Source organism: Campylobacter concisus, assembly GCF_003048875.2.
GTDB lineage: Bacteria > Campylobacterota > Campylobacteria > Campylobacterales > Campylobacteraceae > Campylobacter_A > Campylobacter_A concisus_AU.
On sequence record NZ_CP049264.1, the window covers coordinates 225,823 to 244,736 of the forward strand.

16 protein-coding genes are annotated in these 18,914 nt (G+C 39.6%); 8 read left to right on the forward strand and 8 right to left on the reverse strand.

Going from position 1 to position 18,914, the window contains the following annotated elements:
- Positions 1–10: 10 nt before the first annotated feature.
- The gene (gene fldA / locus CVT07_RS01145; RefSeq protein WP_107935558.1) at positions 11–502 is read left to right on the forward strand and encodes a flavodoxin FldA; all 492 of its coding nucleotides are present in this window, start codon (positions 11–13) and stop codon (positions 500–502) included.
- Positions 503–530: 28 nt separating this feature from the next.
- On the opposite strand, the gene CVT07_RS01150 is transcribed toward fldA, so the two are convergent.
- The 6 genes from CVT07_RS01150 to CVT07_RS01175 form a co-directional block, all read right to left on the reverse strand.
- Positions 531–1,268, reverse strand: coding sequence for an amino acid ABC transporter ATP-binding protein (locus CVT07_RS01150; protein ID WP_103566153.1), 738 nt, complete (start codon positions 1,266–1,268; stop codon positions 531–533).
- The gene (locus CVT07_RS01155) at positions 1,268–1,936 is read right to left on the reverse strand and encodes an amino acid ABC transporter permease (protein WP_103635919.1); all 669 of its coding nucleotides are present in this window, start codon (positions 1,934–1,936) and stop codon (positions 1,268–1,270) included. The genes CVT07_RS01150 and CVT07_RS01155 overlap by 1 nt, the downstream gene beginning before the upstream one ends.
- Before the next feature lie 23 nt (positions 1,937–1,959).
- Complete coding sequence (locus CVT07_RS01160) at positions 1,960–2,712, reverse strand: amino acid ABC transporter substrate-binding protein (RefSeq protein WP_107935560.1); 753 nt, start codon at positions 2,710–2,712, stop codon at positions 1,960–1,962.
- A 9-nt stretch (positions 2,713–2,721) separates the two neighbouring features.
- Positions 2,722–3,474, reverse strand: a complete 753-nt coding sequence (locus tag CVT07_RS01165) for an amino acid ABC transporter substrate-binding protein (protein WP_021093337.1) — start codon at positions 3,472–3,474, stop codon at positions 2,722–2,724.
- A 9-nt stretch (positions 3,475–3,483) separates the two neighbouring features.
- Positions 3,484–4,263 carry an amino acid ABC transporter substrate-binding protein gene (locus tag CVT07_RS01170; protein ID WP_103569424.1) on the reverse strand — a complete coding sequence of 260 codons (780 nt, stop codon included), beginning with the start codon at positions 4,261–4,263 and terminating at the stop codon, positions 3,484–3,486.
- A 141-nt stretch (positions 4,264–4,404) separates the two neighbouring features.
- A complete protein-coding gene (locus CVT07_RS01175) occupies positions 4,405–7,857 on the reverse strand; it encodes an acyl-[ACP]--phospholipid O-acyltransferase (RefSeq protein ID WP_107935562.1) in 3,453 nt (1,150 codons plus the stop codon).
- Between the two features lie 171 nt (positions 7,858–8,028).
- On the opposite strand from CVT07_RS01175, the gene mnmG reads away from it, so the two are divergent.
- The 5 genes from mnmG (at position 8,029) to CVT07_RS01200 (ending at position 13,886) form a co-directional block, all read left to right on the forward strand.
- Positions 8,029–9,888: a tRNA uridine-5-carboxymethylaminomethyl(34) synthesis enzyme MnmG gene (mnmG, locus tag CVT07_RS01180; RefSeq protein ID WP_107935564.1), complete on the forward strand. Its 1,860-nt coding sequence runs from the start codon at positions 8,029–8,031 to the stop codon at positions 9,886–9,888.
- 7 nt (positions 9,889–9,895) lie between these two features.
- Entirely contained in the window at positions 9,896–10,756 is an 861-nt protein-coding gene (locus tag CVT07_RS01185) for a hypothetical protein (RefSeq protein WP_103597972.1), read from the forward strand.
- Positions 10,757–11,084: 328 nt separating this feature from the next.
- Positions 11,085–11,588, forward strand: coding sequence for a ubiquinol-cytochrome c reductase iron-sulfur subunit (gene petA, locus CVT07_RS01190; RefSeq protein ID WP_103594594.1), 504 nt, complete (start codon positions 11,085–11,087; stop codon positions 11,586–11,588).
- 10 nt (positions 11,589–11,598) lie between these two features.
- Positions 11,599–12,843, forward strand: a complete 1,245-nt coding sequence (locus CVT07_RS01195; RefSeq protein WP_103572049.1) for a cytochrome b — start codon at positions 11,599–11,601, stop codon at positions 12,841–12,843.
- A gap of 2 nt (positions 12,844–12,845) precedes the next feature.
- Positions 12,846–13,886 carry a c-type cytochrome gene (locus CVT07_RS01200; RefSeq protein ID WP_107935566.1) on the forward strand — a complete coding sequence of 347 codons (1,041 nt, stop codon included), beginning with the start codon at positions 12,846–12,848 and terminating at the stop codon, positions 13,884–13,886.
- Positions 13,887–14,535: 649 nt separating this feature from the next.
- Here CVT07_RS01200 and CVT07_RS01205 read toward each other — a convergent pair.
- Together CVT07_RS01205 and CVT07_RS01210 are read right to left on the reverse strand one after the other, a co-directional pair.
- Positions 14,536–14,823, reverse strand: a complete 288-nt coding sequence (locus CVT07_RS01205) for a hypothetical protein (protein WP_087581727.1) — start codon at positions 14,821–14,823, stop codon at positions 14,536–14,538.
- Positions 14,824–14,867: 44 nt separating this feature from the next.
- The gene (locus CVT07_RS01210) at positions 14,868–15,950 is read right to left on the reverse strand and encodes an MBL fold metallo-hydrolase (RefSeq protein WP_107935568.1); all 1,083 of its coding nucleotides are present in this window, start codon (positions 15,948–15,950) and stop codon (positions 14,868–14,870) included.
- A gap of 417 nt (positions 15,951–16,367) precedes the next feature.
- On the opposite strand from CVT07_RS01210, the gene CVT07_RS01215 reads away from it, so the two are divergent.
- Entirely contained in the window at positions 16,368–16,937 is a 570-nt protein-coding gene (locus CVT07_RS01215; RefSeq protein WP_002939266.1) for a 4Fe-4S dicluster domain-containing protein, read from the forward strand.
- Position 16,938: 1 nt separating this feature from the next.
- Positions 16,939–18,906: a proton-conducting transporter membrane subunit gene (locus tag CVT07_RS01220; protein ID WP_012001180.1), complete on the forward strand. Its 1,968-nt coding sequence runs from the start codon at positions 16,939–16,941 to the stop codon at positions 18,904–18,906.
- Positions 18,907–18,914: the final 8 nt, after the last annotated feature.

Here is an 18,914-nt window from a genome sequence, read left to right on the forward strand (position 1 = left end):
AAGGATAAAAATGATAGGTATAGTTTATGGAAGCAGCATGGGAAATACTGAAGATGCAGCAAAACTTATAAGCGAGGGCTTGGGCCTTGAAAACGAGCTTTTAAACGTCTCTGACGTAGACGCAGCGAAGCTAAATAGCTTTGATAAGCTCATCCTTGGCACATCGACTTGGGGTAGCGGCGATCTTCAAGATGACTGGGACGCGTTTGACTTTAAAGCGTTAAATTTAAACGGTAAAACAGTCGCTGTTTTTGGCATGGGCGATAGCGAGAGCTACTCTGATGAGTACTGTAATGGCATGGCAAAGCTTTACGATGAGGTCGTAAAAGCAGGTGCAAAAGTAGTTGGCGAAGTTAGCACTGACGGATATACATTTGATGGCTCTGACGCTGTGAAAAATGGTAAATTTGTAGGTCTAGCGCTTGATGCTGATAACCAGAGCGACAAAACTGAGGGTAGAATTTCAGCTTGGATCGAGCAGATAAAGCCATACTTTGCGTAATTAATTTAGCTAGATCTTCTAGCTAAATTTATATATCCATAGCCGAGATGAAGTTTTTTATCCTCTCATTTTGGCTGTTAAAAAACTCATCAACTAAGCCATCAAAGGCGATCACGCCTTTATCTAAAAACAAAATTCTATCAGCTATCTTTCTAGCAAAATTCATATTATGAGTGACGATGATCATAGACTTTTTCTCTTTTGCAAGAGATAAGATGACCTTTAAAACTTCAGCCTCGAGCTCTGGATCAAGCGCACTTGTAGGCTCGTCAAGTAGCAAAAAGTATGGATTTACAGCTAGCGCTCTAGCGATGGCCACGCGCTGTGCTTGTCCGCCTGAGAGCCTGTTTGGATAGGTATCTTCTTTGTGGCTAAGTCCTACTTTAGCTAAAAGCTCTTTTGCCTCTTTTATCGCTTCGTTTTTATCCTTTTTTTGAACGTAGATCGGAGCTTCGGTAACATTTTGAAGCGCTGTTAGGTGCGGGAAGAGGTTGAAGCTTTGAAAGACCATGCCTGTTTTTTTACGAATTTCTAAAAGCTCTTTTGAGCTAAGCTTCTCTTTAAAATTTACACTCCTGTCATCTACCTCTAAAGTGCCACTTTGTGGGATCTCAAGTAAATTTATACATCTAAGAAGCGTTGATTTGCCACAACCAGATGAGCCAACGATCACAGTCGTTTGCCCCTCTTTGAAGCTTGTATTTATATTATCTAGCACCAAATGATCGCCGTAAGATTTGCTTATATTTTTAAAATTTATAGCCATTAGACATACCTTGAGACAGCTTTTTCAAGCCTTGATTGAAGATAGGTTAAAAGTGTGCAAACCACTAGATAGATGAGCGCTGCTAGGATGTAGAGGATGAGTGGCTCAAAGGTCCTTGCTGCGATCCTTTGAGCGACCATAAACATATCCACCATCGTTATAGAAGCTGCTAGTGAAGTGTCTTTAACAAGGCCTATAAATGTGTTTGAAAGTGGAGGGAGCGAGATCCTCACTGCTTGAGGTGCGATGATGCGCTTTAAAATTTGATAGTGCGTCATGCCAAGTGATATGGCAGCCTCCCACTGACCCTTTGGCACAGAAAGTATGGCAGCCCTTACAGACTCAGACGCATAAGCGCCCACGTTTAGGCTAAATGCGATAGTAGCAGCACTCCAAGTATCAAGCGTGACACCGATACTAGGAAGCCCGTAAAATACGATGAAAAGCTGCACAAGAAGCGGCGTACCGCGAAATATCCAAACATAGGTGGCAAATATAAATTTTAAAATTTTTATATTTGAAAGCCTCGCTACTGCTGTGATAATGGCGATGACAAGCCCTAGCGAAAATGAGAGCAAAGTAAGTGGGATCGTCACTTTTAAAAGCGCGATGATCATCGGTAGTGTCGAGCTTGAAACAAGCTCGATCACTCTATCTAAATTTTCCATTTTTGCCTTGTTGGTTTATAAATTTATTTTGAGACGTCTTTGTCAAAGTAGCTTTTTGAGATGGCTTCTAGTTTGCCCTCTTTTGAAAGTTCAGTTAAAGCATTTGAAATTTGCTCTGCAAGTTCGGCGTTATCTTTCTTAACAGCTGCTGCTGTGTAGTCTTTCTCGTCAAGTGAGGCAGCTATCTTTACAGGTGCGTTTGGACGCTCTTTTATGAAGTCGTAAAATACGATGTTATCTCTTACAACAGCATCTACACGCCTTGATATAAGAAGCTCCATACTTTTAGCAAAACTGTCTGTTACGACGTGCTCAGCACCGTATTTTACGGCTACTTTCGCCCAGTTGCTAGTTGCTGAGTCGGCATCTTTTTTGCCTTTTAGATCAGCAAAACTTTTGATGTCGTTATTGTCTTTTCTAGTGATGATAGCGCCAAATGTCACAGTATAAGGCACTGAAAAAGCATACTTTTTCTTTCTCTCATCGGTTATACTTACTTGGTTAAACACCACGTCTGCTTTGCCAGCATCAAATGCTGCTAGCATCGCATCCCATGGAGCTGTTAGAAACTCAACTTTTAAATTTAACTTTTGTGCTACAGCTCTTGCGATATCTACGTCGTATCCTACTAGCTCATTTTTGTCATTATAAAATGTAAAAGGCGCGTAAGTGCCTTCTGTTGCTACTGTTAGCACGCCATCTTTTATAGTTTTTGCTTGCAAATTTAGAGCCATTGCAAGCACTGCTACTACTTTTAATAAATTTGTAAATTTCATTTTGATCCTTTATTTTGAAATATCTTTTCCAAAATATTTCATCGAAATTTCGCTTATCTTGCCTTCGGCTTTTAGCTCATCAAGCGCTTTGTTTATCGCTTCTAGTAGCTCGGTGTTGCCTTTTTTAAGAAGTGCAGCTGTTGGCATCGGCTCATTGCTAGTATATGCGATCTTGAGCGGTGCATTTGGGCGTTGTTTGATGTAGTCAAAAAATGTGACATTGTCATTTATCGTATCGTCAGCTCTTTTTGAGATGATAAGCTCCACGCCTTTACTAAAGCCATCAGCTACGACCACTGTTGCGCCATTTTTCTCAGCTATCGCTGCCCAGTTGCTAGTTGCAGAGTGCACGCTTTTTTTGCCCTTTAGATCAGCAAAACTTTTGATGTCGTTATTGTCCTTATGCACGACTATTACGGGATATGGCATGGTGTAAGGCACGCTCATATCATACTTTTTCTTTCTATCTTCGTTTATGCTAACTTGGTTAAAAACAACGTCTGCTTTGCCAGCGTCAAATGCAGCAAGCATCGCATCCCATGGAGCTGTTAGAAACTCGATCTTTAAATTTAGCTTCTTTGCAACAGCTTTTGCGATATCTACGTCATATCCTACTAGCTCGCCCTTTTCATCATAAAATGAGTAAGGTGAGTAAGTGCCTTCAGTTGCAACTATAAGCTCGCCTTTTTTGATAGTTGAAGCATTTAAATTTAAAGCTAAAAAAGCACCTGCGATAAAGCCAAAAATGGGCTTAAAATTCATTAATTCTCCTTATTTAGAAATGTCTTTGCCGAAGTATTTAAGCGAAATTTCGCTTAAAACTCCTTCTTTGCTAAGCTCATTTAGGGCATTATTTATCTTATTTAGTAGCTCTTTGTTACCTTTTTTAACAATCGCGGCCGTATACATCGGCTCATCGCCAGCTTCGATGATCTTTATAGGGGCGTTTGGATGTTGTTTGATGTAGTCATAAAACATCACCGCATCATCTATCGTATCATCAGCTCTTTTTGTGATGATCAAATTTATCTGATCGCTCAAACTATCGGCCACAACTAGCTTGGCGCCATACTTTTCAACGGTTGGTATCCACATGCTATTTACTGAATGCACGCTTCTTTTGCCTTTTAGATCAGCAAAACTTTTGATATCGTTATTATCTTTATGCACGACGATGGCTGAGTAAGAGACCATATATGGCACGCTGTAGTCATACTTTTTCTTTCGCTCGTCGGTTATACTTACTTGGTTAAACACCACGTCCGCCTTGCCAGCGTCAAATGCCGCAAGCATCGCGTCCCATGAAGCTTCGATAAATTTTGGCTTTACGCCTAGTTTTTTAGCCACAGCTCTTGCTATCTCCACGTCATAGCCCATTAGCTCATCTTTTTCATTGTGAAACGAAAATGGCGAATAAACGCCTTCTGTTGCTATCCTTATGACGCCATCTTTTTTGATCTGCTCGTAAGAATTTGCCAAGGCAGAATTTAAAGAGAGCAAACAGCCAACTACGCAGAGCGCACCAAATTTAAAAGCACTAGAAAATTTCATACAAAACTCCTTATAAAAAATAAAATCAATAACGGAATTTGCAAAAAAAGATAAATTTAAGATTTATGCAAATGTCAGTCGCAACTGCGACCTAGGTAATATTTTGGTGCTATTTTATCACGAAAATAAAAGGGCGGCGCCTCACTCCGCTAAAAGTGAGGCCGCTAGAGCTTTTACCCCCTTAAAATCAACCTTGCCGCTTGCAAGCGTTGGGATATCATCAACGATAAATATATAGCTTGGCATCATTATCGGAGCAAGATTGCTCTCTTTTAAAATTTGCTCGATATTTCCAGGCTCTGTGCCACTTTTTACTAAAAGCGCGATCGCTTCGCCCTTTTTGCTATCTGGCACGTTTGCGCTGCTAAAGACAACGTCGCCCCCAAGCACCTTTGCAAGCTCTTCTTCGACGCTTCCAAGGCTTATCATCTCGCCGCCTATCTTGGCAAATCTTGAGTATCTATCGACGATAAACACAAAGCCGTTTTCGTCTATGTGGCCTTTATCGCCAGTTTTATAGTATCTTACGCCATCAATGTGCGTGATGACCTCGCTTGTTTTAGCCTCGTCGTTTAGATAGCCCTTCATCACCTGCGATCCGCCGATGACGATGAGCCCGTCTGTGCCAGTTTCTAGCTCTTCAAGCGTCTCTGGGTCGATTATTTTTATGATGGTGCCAGGCAGAGGCATGCCAACGCTGCCAGGTCTATTAAATGTAAGCTCTTTTAGGCTCTCTTTTTCTAGGATATTTGGCATATTTACGGCAGCGACCGGCGCAGTTTCTGTCGCGCCATATCCTTCATAAATTTCTATGCCAAATTTGAGCCTAAACTCGTCTTTTATCTCAGGTTTTAGCTTTTCAGCCCCAGCTACGACCATTCTGGCACTTTGAAACATCAACGGATGAAGCTTTTTGTTTCTGGTGTAGAGCCTAAAGAACGTTGAGGTGCCAAAGATGATGCTAGCGCTGTGTCTTGCTGCCATTTTGCCGATAGTCGCTCCGTCTGTTGGGTCAGGCACGCTTATCATTTTTATGCCCTCACAAAGTGGCATGAGCGTGGTGACTGTTAGGCCAAATGAGTGAAAAACAGGGAGTGAGTTTAAGATCACGTCATCTTTTTTGAAATTTAGAAGTTCGCTTATTTGCTTAATGTTTGCAAGTAAATTTTTGTGGCTTAGCTCGATGCCTTTTGGCTCGCCCTCGCTGCCGCTACTAAATAAAATGGTAGCTGTATCCTCTAAACTTATACGCTTGAAATAGCAAAGCTTAATAAGCCAAGTTGGAGCAAAAAACGCCGTTAAAAGCGTTAAAAATTTCTCTTTTTTTGAGACGCTGGCTGAGAGATCTTCTGCAAATTTAGCCTTGCCGCTCATCGCATCTTTTAGATCAAAGCCCTTAAGTGCGAGCTTTTCAAGAAATTTGCTAGAGGTAATGACTGTATTTATATTTGCCTTTCTTAGGGCGTGATTTAGCGAGGTAGCATTAAGCATATAGTTTAAATTTATGCTCACTTTGCCCATGGCAAGAAGCGCCATATTGACGATAGCTGCGATGCTTGAGCTAGGTAGCAAGATGCCTATATTTTTCTCATCTTTTAGCTCTCGTTTGAAAATTTTGATAAAGACTAAAACAGCTGTTATAAATTTCAAATTGCTTAAATTTAGTCCAGTGCTGTCGCTCACGCACTCTTTAAATTTATCCTCTTTTGCGTTGTTTAGCCATTCGCTTGTTAATGGTTTTTGCCTTGAGATGAAGCTCTCCCACGATGAAAAGCTAAGCTCAAGCACCTTTTGCTTCATCTTTGCAGCGTTTATAAATGTGATTATTGGCTTGCCAAAGGCGACGATGATGTCGCGTCTGCCATTTTTAGAAGTGAGGTCTTTATAAAATTTACTAGCCCTTGAAAAGCTAGATCCCCAAAGACCACGAAGATAAAATGGCACGATGCAAATTTCTTCTAGATCTCTGATGATAAGCTCAAAGCCCTTTTGAAACTCATTTATCTGGCCGTTGTAGCTGATGTGACCCTCTGGGAAAAGTGCGACTACTTCGCCATTTTTTAGGCACTCTCTAACTAGCTCGATCGACTCTTTGCTTGCCCCTGCGCCTATTGGGATCACTTTAAAAAATTTAAAAATTTGCTTTAGATACCATTTGTTATAGATAGTTCTATACATGACAAATCTTATGCCCCTTGGGCTTGCAGCTTGCAGCACGAGCCAGTCGATCCAGCTGATGTGATTGCCAAGAAGTAGTGCGCCGCCACTTTGTGGTAAATTTTGAAGTCCTTCAACGAAAAAGTGGTACTTTGTCTTTAAAAATGGCAGTAAAAGTAGCCTTGTAAAAAGGTGTGGAAGCTGCAAAATGGCGTAAAAACTGCCGATTAAACAAACAAGCGCTGTAAAGACAAAGAGCCCTGTGGTTGAAATTTCAAAATATACTAAGCCTATGCCAATGGCTAGAAATAGCAGCATTGAGACGTTTTGCAAGAAGTTGTTTGCCGCCATTATCTTGCCGGTGCTCTTTTGTGGGGCAAAGTACTGGATCATCGCATTTAGCGGCACTATAAATATGCCTCCAAAAAAGCCAAATGCAAATGAACTAAGGCTCACTACGCCGATGCTTGAACCAAATGCAAAAAATAAAAGCGAGAAAAATATACCAATAGCGCCCATCGGCACGATGCCAAGCTCGATGTGTAGCTTTGACATAGAGCCAGCCACGTATGAGCCAAATGCGATACCTATGGCGCTTACTGCAAGGATCGCTTGGACTGCTAGAGAGCTGTCGTCGTTAAAAACTGCCTTGTAGTGAGCTGGGAAGGCTGCGATGATGATCTGAGAGATACCCCAAAATATGCTAAGGCCAGCGATACTTAGCCAGATATTTTTATCTGATCTTACCTCTTTTAAATTTTCTCTTAAGTAGCTAAGGCTGATGTATCTTTTAAGCTCAAATTCTCCGCTTTGTTCGTTCGTTTCGCTGATATAAGGTAGCTTGTAGGCAAAAAATGCTTCAAGTGCGCTAAATACGACCAAAAAGATGCCGATAGGATAGACGCTTTTTAAAATTTCTTCTGAGTTTTCGCCTTGGATGTATAAATTTTCAAATATAAATGAAAACAAAAATGAGCTAACAAGTATCGCTACGATGGTAAGTGCTTGTATGACGCCGTTTGCTGTGCCAAGTCGCTCAGGGCCAACGAGAGCTTTGATGATGCCGTATTTTGCAGGCGAGTAGATCGCACTTTGAGCAGCCAGTATGAGCGTGAGTGCAAATGCCACGCCAAAGGCACCTAAAAGGTAGCTAATAAGCACCGCAACGCTGATAACAACGCCAAAGACGGCGCAAATTCTAATAACCTTTGTCTTTGCAAATTTGTCATTTATAAAGCTTGAAGGCGAAAATAAAAATATAAATGGAAGCAAGATCATCGCATTTATAACGGCTGTTAGGATAAAAAGCGTGTCGCCTGAGTAGGTCTTTAAAAGGACGTTTTGGATAGTTATTTTGTGTGCTAGATCGACACTTGCGTTTAAAAATGCGATCGCAAGGTAGGGCAAAAAGCCAGTGACTTTTAGTAAATTCCTCATGAATAAAGCCTTTTTGGATTTAAAATTTTGTAAATCTAGCAGTAAAATATTTAAAATATCATTAATAAAAAACTCTAGCCATAAATTTTGTGGTGAAATTTCTTTGAAAAAATTTAAATTTTATATGCTTTTTGATAAAATCCGTCTATCAAAAATAAGGAAAAATTTATCATGGACTATGAAATCATCGTCGTTGGTGGCGGACATGCTGGCATTGAGGCAAGTCTTGCAGCTGCTAGAATGGGCAAACAAACTTTACTGATCACTATCTTAGCCGAGCAAATAGGCGCTGCAAGCTGCAACCCAGCCATCGGAGGCCTCGCAAAAGGACATCTTGTAAAAGAGATCGACGCGCTTGGCGGTCAAATGGGACTTACAACTGACGCCGTTGGTATCCAGTTTCGCGTGCTAAATGAGAGCAAAGGCCCAGCAGTACGTGGTAGCCGCGCTCAGATCGATATGGATAGATACCGCGTTTATATGAGAAATTTGCTTTTAAATACGCCAAATTTAGAAATTTCTCAAGAGATCGCCACTGAAATTTTAAGCGAAAATGGCGAAGTAACAGGCGTTAAAACCCACCTAAATAACATCTATAACGCAAAAAAAGTGATAATTACAACTGGCACATTTTTAAACGGGCTAATCCACGTTGGATTTAACAAACTTGAAGCTGGCCGTGTGGGCGAGCTAAGCGCAAAGGATCTAAGCTCTAGCCTAAGGGAGCTTGGGCTAAATTTAGGCAGGCTAAAGACTGGAACATGCCCAAGGATCGACGCAAAAACGATAAATTTTGAAATTTTAGAGAAGCAAGATGGTGATGCAAAGCCAGTTGCATTTAGCTTTAGAACTAAAAATTTCTCCCCAACGCAGCTACCATGCTACATCGCCTATACAAACGAAACCACCCATGAGATAATCCGCTCAAATTTCGACAAAGCGCCACTTTTTACAGGTCAGATCGAGGGTATCGGACCAAGATATTGCCCTAGTATCGAGGATAAGATAAACCGCTTTGGCGACCGCGATAGGCACCACCTTTTCATCGAGCCTCAGACTCTTGAAGCGACAGAGTACTACATAAACGGCTTTTCAACGAGCCTGCCTTATGAGGTGCAAGTGCAGATGCTACGCTCTGTAAAGGGCTTTGAAAATGCCAAAATAGTAAGGCATGGATACGCCATAGAGTACGACTATGTCGAGCCAACGCAGTTAAAGCATAGCTTAGAGACTAAAAAAGTAAAAGGGCTATACTTGGCTGGGCAGATAAACGGCACGACAGGATACGAGGAGGCGGGTGCTCAGGGGCTAATGGCTGGTATAAATGCAGCGCTTTCGCTGGATAACAAAGAGCCGCTTATCTTGCGCCGTGATGAGGCTTATATCGGCGTTTTGATAGATGACCTTGTGACAAAAGGGACAAAAGAGCCATATAGGATGTTTACGAGTAGGGCAGAGTACCGCTTGCTTTTGCGTGAGGAAAATGCCATTTTAAGGCTTGGCGGATATGGTCATGAGCTTGGGCTGCTTGATGATGAGACTTTTAACGAGATAGAAAATATAAGAAGAAATTTAAAAGAGGGGTTAGAGTTTTTAAACGAGACTCAGATCACGCCAAGCAAGGCAAATTTAGAGCTTTTAGCCAGCCTTGATGAAGAGCCGATCAGCCAAAACGTGAGCCTTCAAAAGATCGTAGCTAGAAAGAGCTTCACGGCTGAGAAACTAAGAAAGCTTGACGAGAGATTTGTAAATTTAGACGATGCGAGCATAGATCAAATTTTAACCGAGTGCAAGTATCAGCACTACATCAGCGAGCAAAAAAATCAGATAGAAAAAATGAAAGATATGATGGATGTGAAAATTCCTGAAAATTTCGACTTTAGAAGCATAAGCGGACTTAGCAACGAAGTGGTCGAAAAGCTTGAGAAATTTGCCCCGCCAACGCTCTTTGCGGCGAGTGAAATTTCAGGTATCACGCCAGCAGCGATTGACATTTTGCATATCTACATAAAGATGAGCGAACGCAAATGATGACAAAATGAATAATTTAATATTAGCCTATATAATCAGGTTTTTAAAAATACCATTGTTTGTACTTTCCCCTTTTATTCTATGTAATATATTGTATGGACTATTTTGTAGATACGTTTACAACCCATTTGAAGCAAATAGAATTTATATATTTATAAAGTTACATGAAGATAATCCTATAATTATGTTCTTAGATAGTTTATTTTATAAAACTTACTCTATTATAAGTAACATAGATATACTAAGGAATGTTCAAAGTATTTTTATGCCTGTCAATAGTATATTATTTGTAGTAGATTTGTTGTATTTGTTATATTTCTCAATTACAGGCACAGGCATTATTATTATCCTTATTTTTTTTAAAAAACTAAATAAGCTTAATATGATTAGAAAAAATACAAATTTTTTTAGAAGTCTTGCCAATAATTACATCGAAATAAAATTATTAGATATTGAAATCAGACTTTTGATGACAGATAATATTGCATGGTATTTAGCGCAATTTTCATTATTTTTTTTCTTTGGATATATACTGTACCCATATATAATGGAAGTATATATTGTTATATTAGACAATATTATGACTTTGTTGCCGATACCTTTTATTGGCATATTGTCTACTTTTTTTCTAATTTTTGTCGTGTTAACTACCCCACTAATAAGTCTTATTGTTTCTTTTTCTCTTATGAGAATATTTTTCAAAAAAAATATTCTCATAAACCTTTTTCAAAAAATTATTATAAAAAATTTTATACAACTAAATAATATTGAGAAAGAAAAATATGGAAAAAATACAAATACTCTAAAGAGGATAGCTATTTTTAATAACCCAATAATAAAAAATACTTTTAAAAACTATAAAAAATGAGTTTTTATTTATTATTAATATGATTTTTATTGATATCAATAAAATTGGTTTTGACTATGGCAAATACAAAAATATGTTTTTAAAATGTTTTATATTAATTTACAATAAAACAATGAAATATAAGATGACATATGTAAAAACTTATAGAAAGTAAGAGACTTCTCGTGAGAACATAAAACTTTACGCTTTTTTATAGCATACGAGTATTTTTGGAAAATTACAATCATACTTAATTAAATATTATTTTTACAAACTATATTGTGAGATTATAGTTTTTTAATTTTTTGAGAGTATAATCGTTTAAATTTTATTTATAGAAAGGAAATTAATGTCAGTAAAGCAAGAAAGACGAAGCTTTATCGGCCTTGCGTTTGGTGCCGTGGCAGCTGTCGGTGGCGCGATGTCACTAGTTGCCATGAAAAAGACCTGGGATCCGCTCCCTAGTGTAAAAGCTGCTGGTTTTACAACTGTCGATCTAAGCCCGATCAAAGATGGCGAGATGAGACAGGTTGAGTGGCGTAAAAAGCCTATTTTCATCCTCAAAAAAAGCCCAGATATGGCTAAAAACGACAAGAGAGATGTAGTCGTTGGAGATGCGAGATATATCGTAGTTATCGGACTTTGCACACACCTAGGATGTATCCCTGAGTATAAAGCTAGCAAGCAAATGTTTGTCTGTGCCTGTCATGGCGGCGAATTTAACGCTGATGGCATACAAACATACGGACCTCCACCAAGACCGCTTGATATCCCACCATTTAAGATCGATGGTACCAAGCTAGTTCTAGGCGAAACAAGCCCAGAATACGAAAAATTAGTAGCTAAAGCTTAGGAGGTTAGTGATGTCTTTATCTCATAAATCAACTGGCGTTATTGACTGGCTTGACCAGCGCCTAGCTTTTACAAAGCTTATGAAGGTTCTAGTTAGCGAATACTGGATCCCAAAAAATATAAATTTCCTTTGGGCGATGGGTGTTATCCTAACGACGCTTTTCTTACTTTTGATCATCACTGGCTATTTGCTTATGATGTATTACAAGCCAGATGTAAATTTAGCCTTTGACAGTGTAAATTACACTATCATGCAAGAGGTCGAGTATGGCTGGCTTTGGCGTCATATCCACGCAGTTTCAGCTTCTACGATATTTCTTATCATGTATATCCACTTGCTTACCGGACTTTACTACGGCTCATATAAAAGAGGCAGAGAGGTCATTTGGGTAAGCGGTATGGTGCTATTTATCTGCTTTTCAGCAGAGGCATTTAGCGGCTACATGCTCCCATGGGGACAGATGAGCTACTGGGCGGCGACTGTTATCACTCAGCTTTTTGGTGGTGTGCCGGTTATCGGCGATGCTTTGGTTGAGTGGATCAGGGGCGACTATGCAGTTGGTGACTCAACACTTACTAGATTTTTCATGCTTCACGTCTGCTTGCTACCACTTGTAACTATCGTTGTTTTGGTTATCCACTTCTACTCATTAAGAGTTCCTCACGTAAATAACCTAACAAGCGAAGATATCGACTTTGACGTAGAGGCGCAAGAGTACTTGCATGGTGACAGAGCAAAAGCTAAAGTTATACCATTTTGGCCAGGATTTTTGGCAAAAGACTTCATGTATGTATCATTTTTCATGATCTTTGTCATATATCTTGTTTGCTATCACTTCAACTTTGCGATGGATCCTATCAACTTTGAGCCAGCAAATCCACTAAAAACTCCACCACACATATATCCGGAGTGGTATTTCTTGTGGCAATATGAAATTTTACGTGGCTTCTTCTTTGATATAGCTGGAATTTCAGCTTATAACATCGGTCTTATCGCATTTGCATTCGCAGGCGTTGCGTTTATGCTTATACCGCTCTTTGATAGAAGCGACCTTGTAGCTCCAGCTCACAAAAGACCACTATTTTTCGTATGGTTTTGGGTGCTAGTTGCAGACCTTATCGTCTTATCTATATATGGCAAGCTCCCAACAGGCGGCATCAACGACTGGATAGGATTTTACGCTTCACTGCTATTTTTAGTGCTATTTATAATCGCACTTCCAGTTATCACAATACTTGAAAGAAAAAGGGGCTAATCATGAAAGAGCTTAAAATTTTTGCTATCGTTGTTATCCTTTCAGGTATTTTATACTGGGGTATCGAGCCTTACGCTCACACAAAGCTTCATCCGCACACTGCAAATGCTGAGTACAACTTCTCAAAAGAAGATACTGACTATGCAAAGCACTTTTTAGAGCAGAAAAAAGAGGCGCTTGAGGCAGCAAAAGCTAGTGGAAATAAGGCTAGTATAGAAGCGGCTACAAAAGATGTTGAGACAGCACAAAAAATTCTTGATGACTACACAGCTTTTTGGGCTGATATAAACTCGATCGACCTTGCAAAAGGTGACGCTGCAAAAGGTGCTGAGACATTTGGCGCAGCTGGATGCACAGGATGTCACGGCATCGAAGCAGCTGGCACTCCAGCTAGTATGGACGCTGAGACAGCTAGCCAAAGCTTTGGCGTAGTGCCACCAGATCTTAGCACAGCTGGTAAAATTTATGACGAGAGATTTTTGGCTGCACTTATCAAAAATCCAACTATGGCTGTAAAACTATCTCATAAATTTAACGACGAGCATCCTTATCCGATGACAGCATTTATGGGTGCTGGCGGCGATATAAATGCTGAGATCGCTGACATAGTTGCTTATCTTAAAAAGGTATCAGCTGAGACGGATGCAAAGAGCAAGATCACTGAAGAAAAGGTATTTGCTGATGCATGTCAAAGATGCCACGATATGAAGTATGATAAAAAGTATGCTTTCAGCAACAAAGTAAGCCTTGCAGCATATATGGGCTCAAACCCACCAGATCTATCTATGATGATCCGCTCAAAAGGTGCAGACTACTTGCATAAATTTATAAACGATACTCAAAAGATGCTTCCAGGCACTGCGATGCCTAGAGTTGGCTTAAACAAAGCTGCTGAAGACGACATAGTATCTTACATAGAAAAAGTAGGCGACAGCAAAAAGGCTGAGCGCGAGAGCACAGGACTTTATGTCATGATCTACTTCTTCATCTTGGGAATTTTTGCTTGGCTTTGGAAACGCAAAGTCTGGAGCGAACTCCACTAAAATTTAAGAGCCTTTTTGGCTCTTAAATTCTCTCTAGTCAATTTACATATATAAATAGATATTCTTTAAAATTATTCTTTTACAAATTTAATCAAACTATCTTTGCAAATTTTTAAATTTGCTATAAATTTTTTAAAGCAAAACGCATGCAGTGCTTTAGCACTATCGCATGCCACCGCTAACGTCGTCGGGGTTAGGGGATTTAAAAAGGGGGATAAGGGGACGGCTTCGTAATTCAAGTCCCCTTGTCTCCCTTTTGATAAATTTACATCTCAAAGCAAATTTTAAACTTTCATTCACTCGCAAAAATTGACTACTAAAATTTGGCTTCGCTCACCGCTTAGCTCAAATTTTAGAGCCGAAATTACTCGTTCATGAAATTTTAAAATTCACCTTTAATGATTGACTAGCTTAAATTTAGAGGTTAAAAGCATTTGAGAAATTTGCTGGAATTTTGCGCATGTGATATATCGATGTGCTATCTCGCCCAGTGTGCAACAGGTATTTGGCAAAAGATGTGGCAAATGTGAGGATATTAACAGCCACTAAGTGAGTAAATTTACATTTTTTGGCAAATTTACTCAGCAAAAAATCACATAAATTTACGCAAAACAGCGAAATTTAGCTGTCGTAAAGCCACGCTAAACAGCTAAATTTCTTTAGCGATCTTGCTCATTTTATTTATCAGCTCTTCACGCTCGCTTGATTTTAGGTTGCCGTATTGAAGCTTTGTCATCATCTGCATGAAGTCAAACTGCTTAAACATCTGCGCGTCGCTCTTTAGCTCTTTTTCAAGCTTCTCGTAGATCTTTTCTGTCTCTTTGTTGGCTTTTTCTAAATTTTGCAAAAAGCTTCCAGTCGCACTTGCGTCAAGATCATTTTTCGCTGCCTTGTCGATGGCATTTTTTAAATTTGATAAATTTTCAGAAATTTTCATCTGCACTTCCTTTTGGATTTTAAAATTTAGAGCAAATTTTATTCCTAAATTTCATCCCACCACTTTTTTCTAGGTGGATTTTGCGTGGTGAAAACCTCTCCGATCATTGGCGTTGCGTAGTTTAGCTCAAGTTTTGTAGCAGCCTTTTCAAAACGCTTGATCGGCTCATCCCAAGCGTGATAAGAAAGATCAAATTTGCCCCAATGCACCGGCACGCCAAGCCTTGCACCAAGATCTTTTAGCGCTTGCGCTGACTCCTCTGGCTTCATGTGCACGTAAGGCCAGCCATCGCTGTAAGCGCCATTTTCTATGAAAACTAGATCAAAGCCACCAAATTTCTCGTTTATCATCTTAAAATGCTCGCCATATCCGCCATCACCGCTAAAATAAAAGCTAAAGCCAGCCTCCTCTACCGCCCAGCCGCCCCAAAGTGTGGTATTTCTTTTAAATGTGCGCCCGCTAAAGTGCCTTGAAGGGCAAAAAGTGAAGTTTAAATTTCCTATCTTTAGATCACCAAACCAGTCAAACTCGTAAATTTTGCCTTCATCTACACCCCATTTTATGAGGTGAGCCTTGACGCCAAGCGGCACTAGAAATTTGGCTATCCTATCCTTTAGTTCAAGTATCGTTTTATGGTCAAGATGGTCGTAGTGGTCGTGCGAGATGAGGGCGATGTCGATCACCTCTGGGTAGTTGCTAGCGGTGATGGCGTGCTCGTAGGCAAATGGCTTGCCGCCAACTGGCAGAGGGAATGCTCGGTGTAAAACTGGGTCTGTGATGATGATTTTGCCATCAAGCTTGCAGATTAGGCTAACGTGCCCAAGCCAGATAAACTCGCCATTTTTGAGGGTGTTTGCGTCAAATTTTAAATTTGGCAAAGGGCGCTTTGGTAGCTTGCCTTTTGGTGGAAAGAGCGCTTGAGGGACGTAATTTAACATGGACGCTTGCGGATTTTTTACCATATCAATCGTTGGCTCTAAATTTATAAAAACTTTGCCATTAAAATTTGGCGAAGCCTCTATCAGTTTTTGACTTTTGGCATCTGGTGTGCCGCCAAAAACAGGGGCAAATTTCATAAAAGCAAAAACTAAAGTGATAAATAAAACTATGACTATAAAAATTTCCATCAATAACCCTTTTAAATTTAAAGGTTGGATTATATTTTAGATTTTTAAATTTCAGTTTCATTTAATTAACCCAAGCTTAAAAAACTAATTTTTAAATTTAAACTTAATTAAGATAATTTTACTCTTTTTACTAATTATCCGTTATGAAATATTAATCTTTTTTGATTAATCACACGATAATAACGCTGTTTAATAGCATATCTTAAACTAATATAAAATAAAAATTTAATTTTAAAAATACAAAATTTGTCAGATAGCTGACGGAATTTAATCGCCAGAAGTTATAGAATTGTTTCAAAAATTTCAGGAAGGAGCGTTTGAGATGTTAAATAAAAATTTAACTATCTCTATTCATGTGATTAACAATCACTCTATTAGTGAGCAGGGCGGTCTTGCCTTGTTTTTTAGGAGGAATTTATGAAAAAACATAAATTTGTGATTGCCGATTCTAAACGCTGCATAGGATGTGCGACCTGTATGGCTGCATGTTTTAAAAGTGCTTATGAACGCGGCAAACTATCACGTGCAAGGCTAAGCGTCTTAAGAGAAGCTAGCGGTGTTATGCCGACTCAGTGCAGACAATGCGACGATGGCCCTTGCGCAAATGTATGCCCAACTGGAGCGTTGCGATTTAACGATAATTGCATCGAGCTTCACGAGGAAATTTGTATAGGTTGCAAGATGTGCACGATCGCTTGCCCTTATGGTGCGATAAGCTCAAGTGCAGAGCTTATGCCTTCAGTAAATTACGCTGTCGAGCCAAAATACTATCTTGAAGTAGAGTCTCAATCAGGCGCAAAAAACATCGCAGTAAAATGTGATATGTGCTTTGGCCGTGAAAATGGACCAGCTTGCGTTGATGTATGCCCAACAAGCGCTCTTATAATGGTAGATCCAGAAGAGGGCAAACATAAGCTTGGCAAGAGGATAGACTACGAAGCAGCGAATAAATTTGCTACTAAAATTTTAAACGGACAAGGAGCATAAGATGACTACGGTTTATATGCTATTTCTTGTAAGTGCCGTCGTTAGTATCTTGCTCTACTGCGCTCCAAAAGCCGCTGTTAAAGTTGGTTTTGGACTAAGTGCTATAAGCTGCTTTTATGCGATGTGTCACTTCGTTGCAAATATGGGAGTAAGTGATAGCTTTGCTCTTATGGATGGCTTTTTGTATTCGCCAAAATTTGCGCTAAATCCACTTGGAAATTTCTTCAGTTTTGTCGTTGTTTTCATCGGATTTGCAAGTAGTGTTTATGGTATGAGCTATGCAGAAGAGTACATAAAAAAAGCAAATGTTGGTGTGTTTGCATGTTTGTTTAACACATTTATCCTTTCAATGCTTCTAGTAATCAGCGCTGATAATGTATTTTGCTTTGTTGTTTTATGGGAGCTTATGACTCTTGTATCATCATTTCTTATCATCGTCAATGACGGTAAAAATACACTTAAAGCGGTTATGGTATATCTTGGCATCGCACAAATCGGTGCATTTTGTATAACCTGTGGATTGCTTATCACAGCTTACTATGCAGGAAGCTTTGAATTTAGCGCATTTATGGGTGTTAAGATGCCATTTGGCGCTTCTGCTGCTGTATTTATACTATTCTTGGTCGGCTTTGGTAGTAAAGCTGGTATGTGGCCATTCCACGTTTGGCTTCCACAAGCTCACCCAGCAGCACCATCAAACGTTTCAGCCCTTATGTCAGGCGTTATGATCAAAGTTGCTCTATTTACACTAGTTAAATTTACACTTTATCTACCACTTAGCACATATTTTGGTCTTACAATACTCGCTCTTGGTGCAGCTAGCTCACTATTTGGTGTTTTATACGCTCTTTGCCAACACGACTTCAAAGCCTTGCTTGCTTATCACTCAGTTGAGAACATAGGCATCATCTTACTAGGTCTTGGTACTGGTATTTATGGCGTTGCAGCTGGAAATTTAACACTTGCAGCAGTAGGTTTTCTAGCAGGTTGCTACCACGTAGTCAATCACGCTATATTTAAAGGTCTGCTTTTCCTTTGCGCTGGTTCAGTCATCCACGCTACTCATACACAAAATATGGACATCCTTGGCGGTCTTGCTAAAAAGATGCCATGGACAAGCCTTGGTATGTTTATAGGTATTATGGGTATCGCAGCTTTACCTCCAGTAAATGGCTTTGTTTCAGAGTGGTTTACATATCAAGGTATGCTTCAAGGTGCGATGGGAGAAGGAACATTAGTTAGATATGCATTTACACTCGGCGTCGTAGCTCTTGCGCTAACAGGCGTTTTGGTCGGTATGCACCTTAAACTTTACGCTGTTATCTTTGCAGGTACTCCAAGAGATCAAAAAATTTGGGAAAATGCTAAAGAGAGTCCGATAGGTATGGTTCTTGGTATGATCATCCTAATGATAGGCTGCGTTGGTTTTGGTCTTGGCGCAAACTACATAGTTGATTACATCATGCAAGCTGTAAATTCTATCGCTATAAGCGACTATAAAGCTAGCCTTGGTGCTATAAATGTAACTTCACCTATGGGTAGCATGATCTCAACTCCACTTATCGCTTTAGTCCTATGTGCAACTATGATTTTGCCATTTATCATCCTTGCTGTTATGAAAGCAAACAGAGATAAACCACGCGAAACTGATCCTTGGGCTTGTGGCTTTAAATATAGCTCACGTATGCAAATGACAGGTGGTCCATTCACTGGCGACCTTAGAAAGATTATGCAATGGCTATTTAGAGCTGATAAAAAAGTAGTTACTAGAAATTATTTTGACGCGGTTGAGTATCACAACCATCCAAAAGATATTTGGTGGGGAATGTTTTATGAGCCAGTCATTAAATGGTGTGTGAAATTTGCTGATAAGCTAGGTATCGTTCAAAGTGGTTATACAAATGTATATACACTTTATATCTTGCTATATCTTTGTGTCATACTTGCTGTGAGCTACTTTTTAGTTTAGGAGACGAA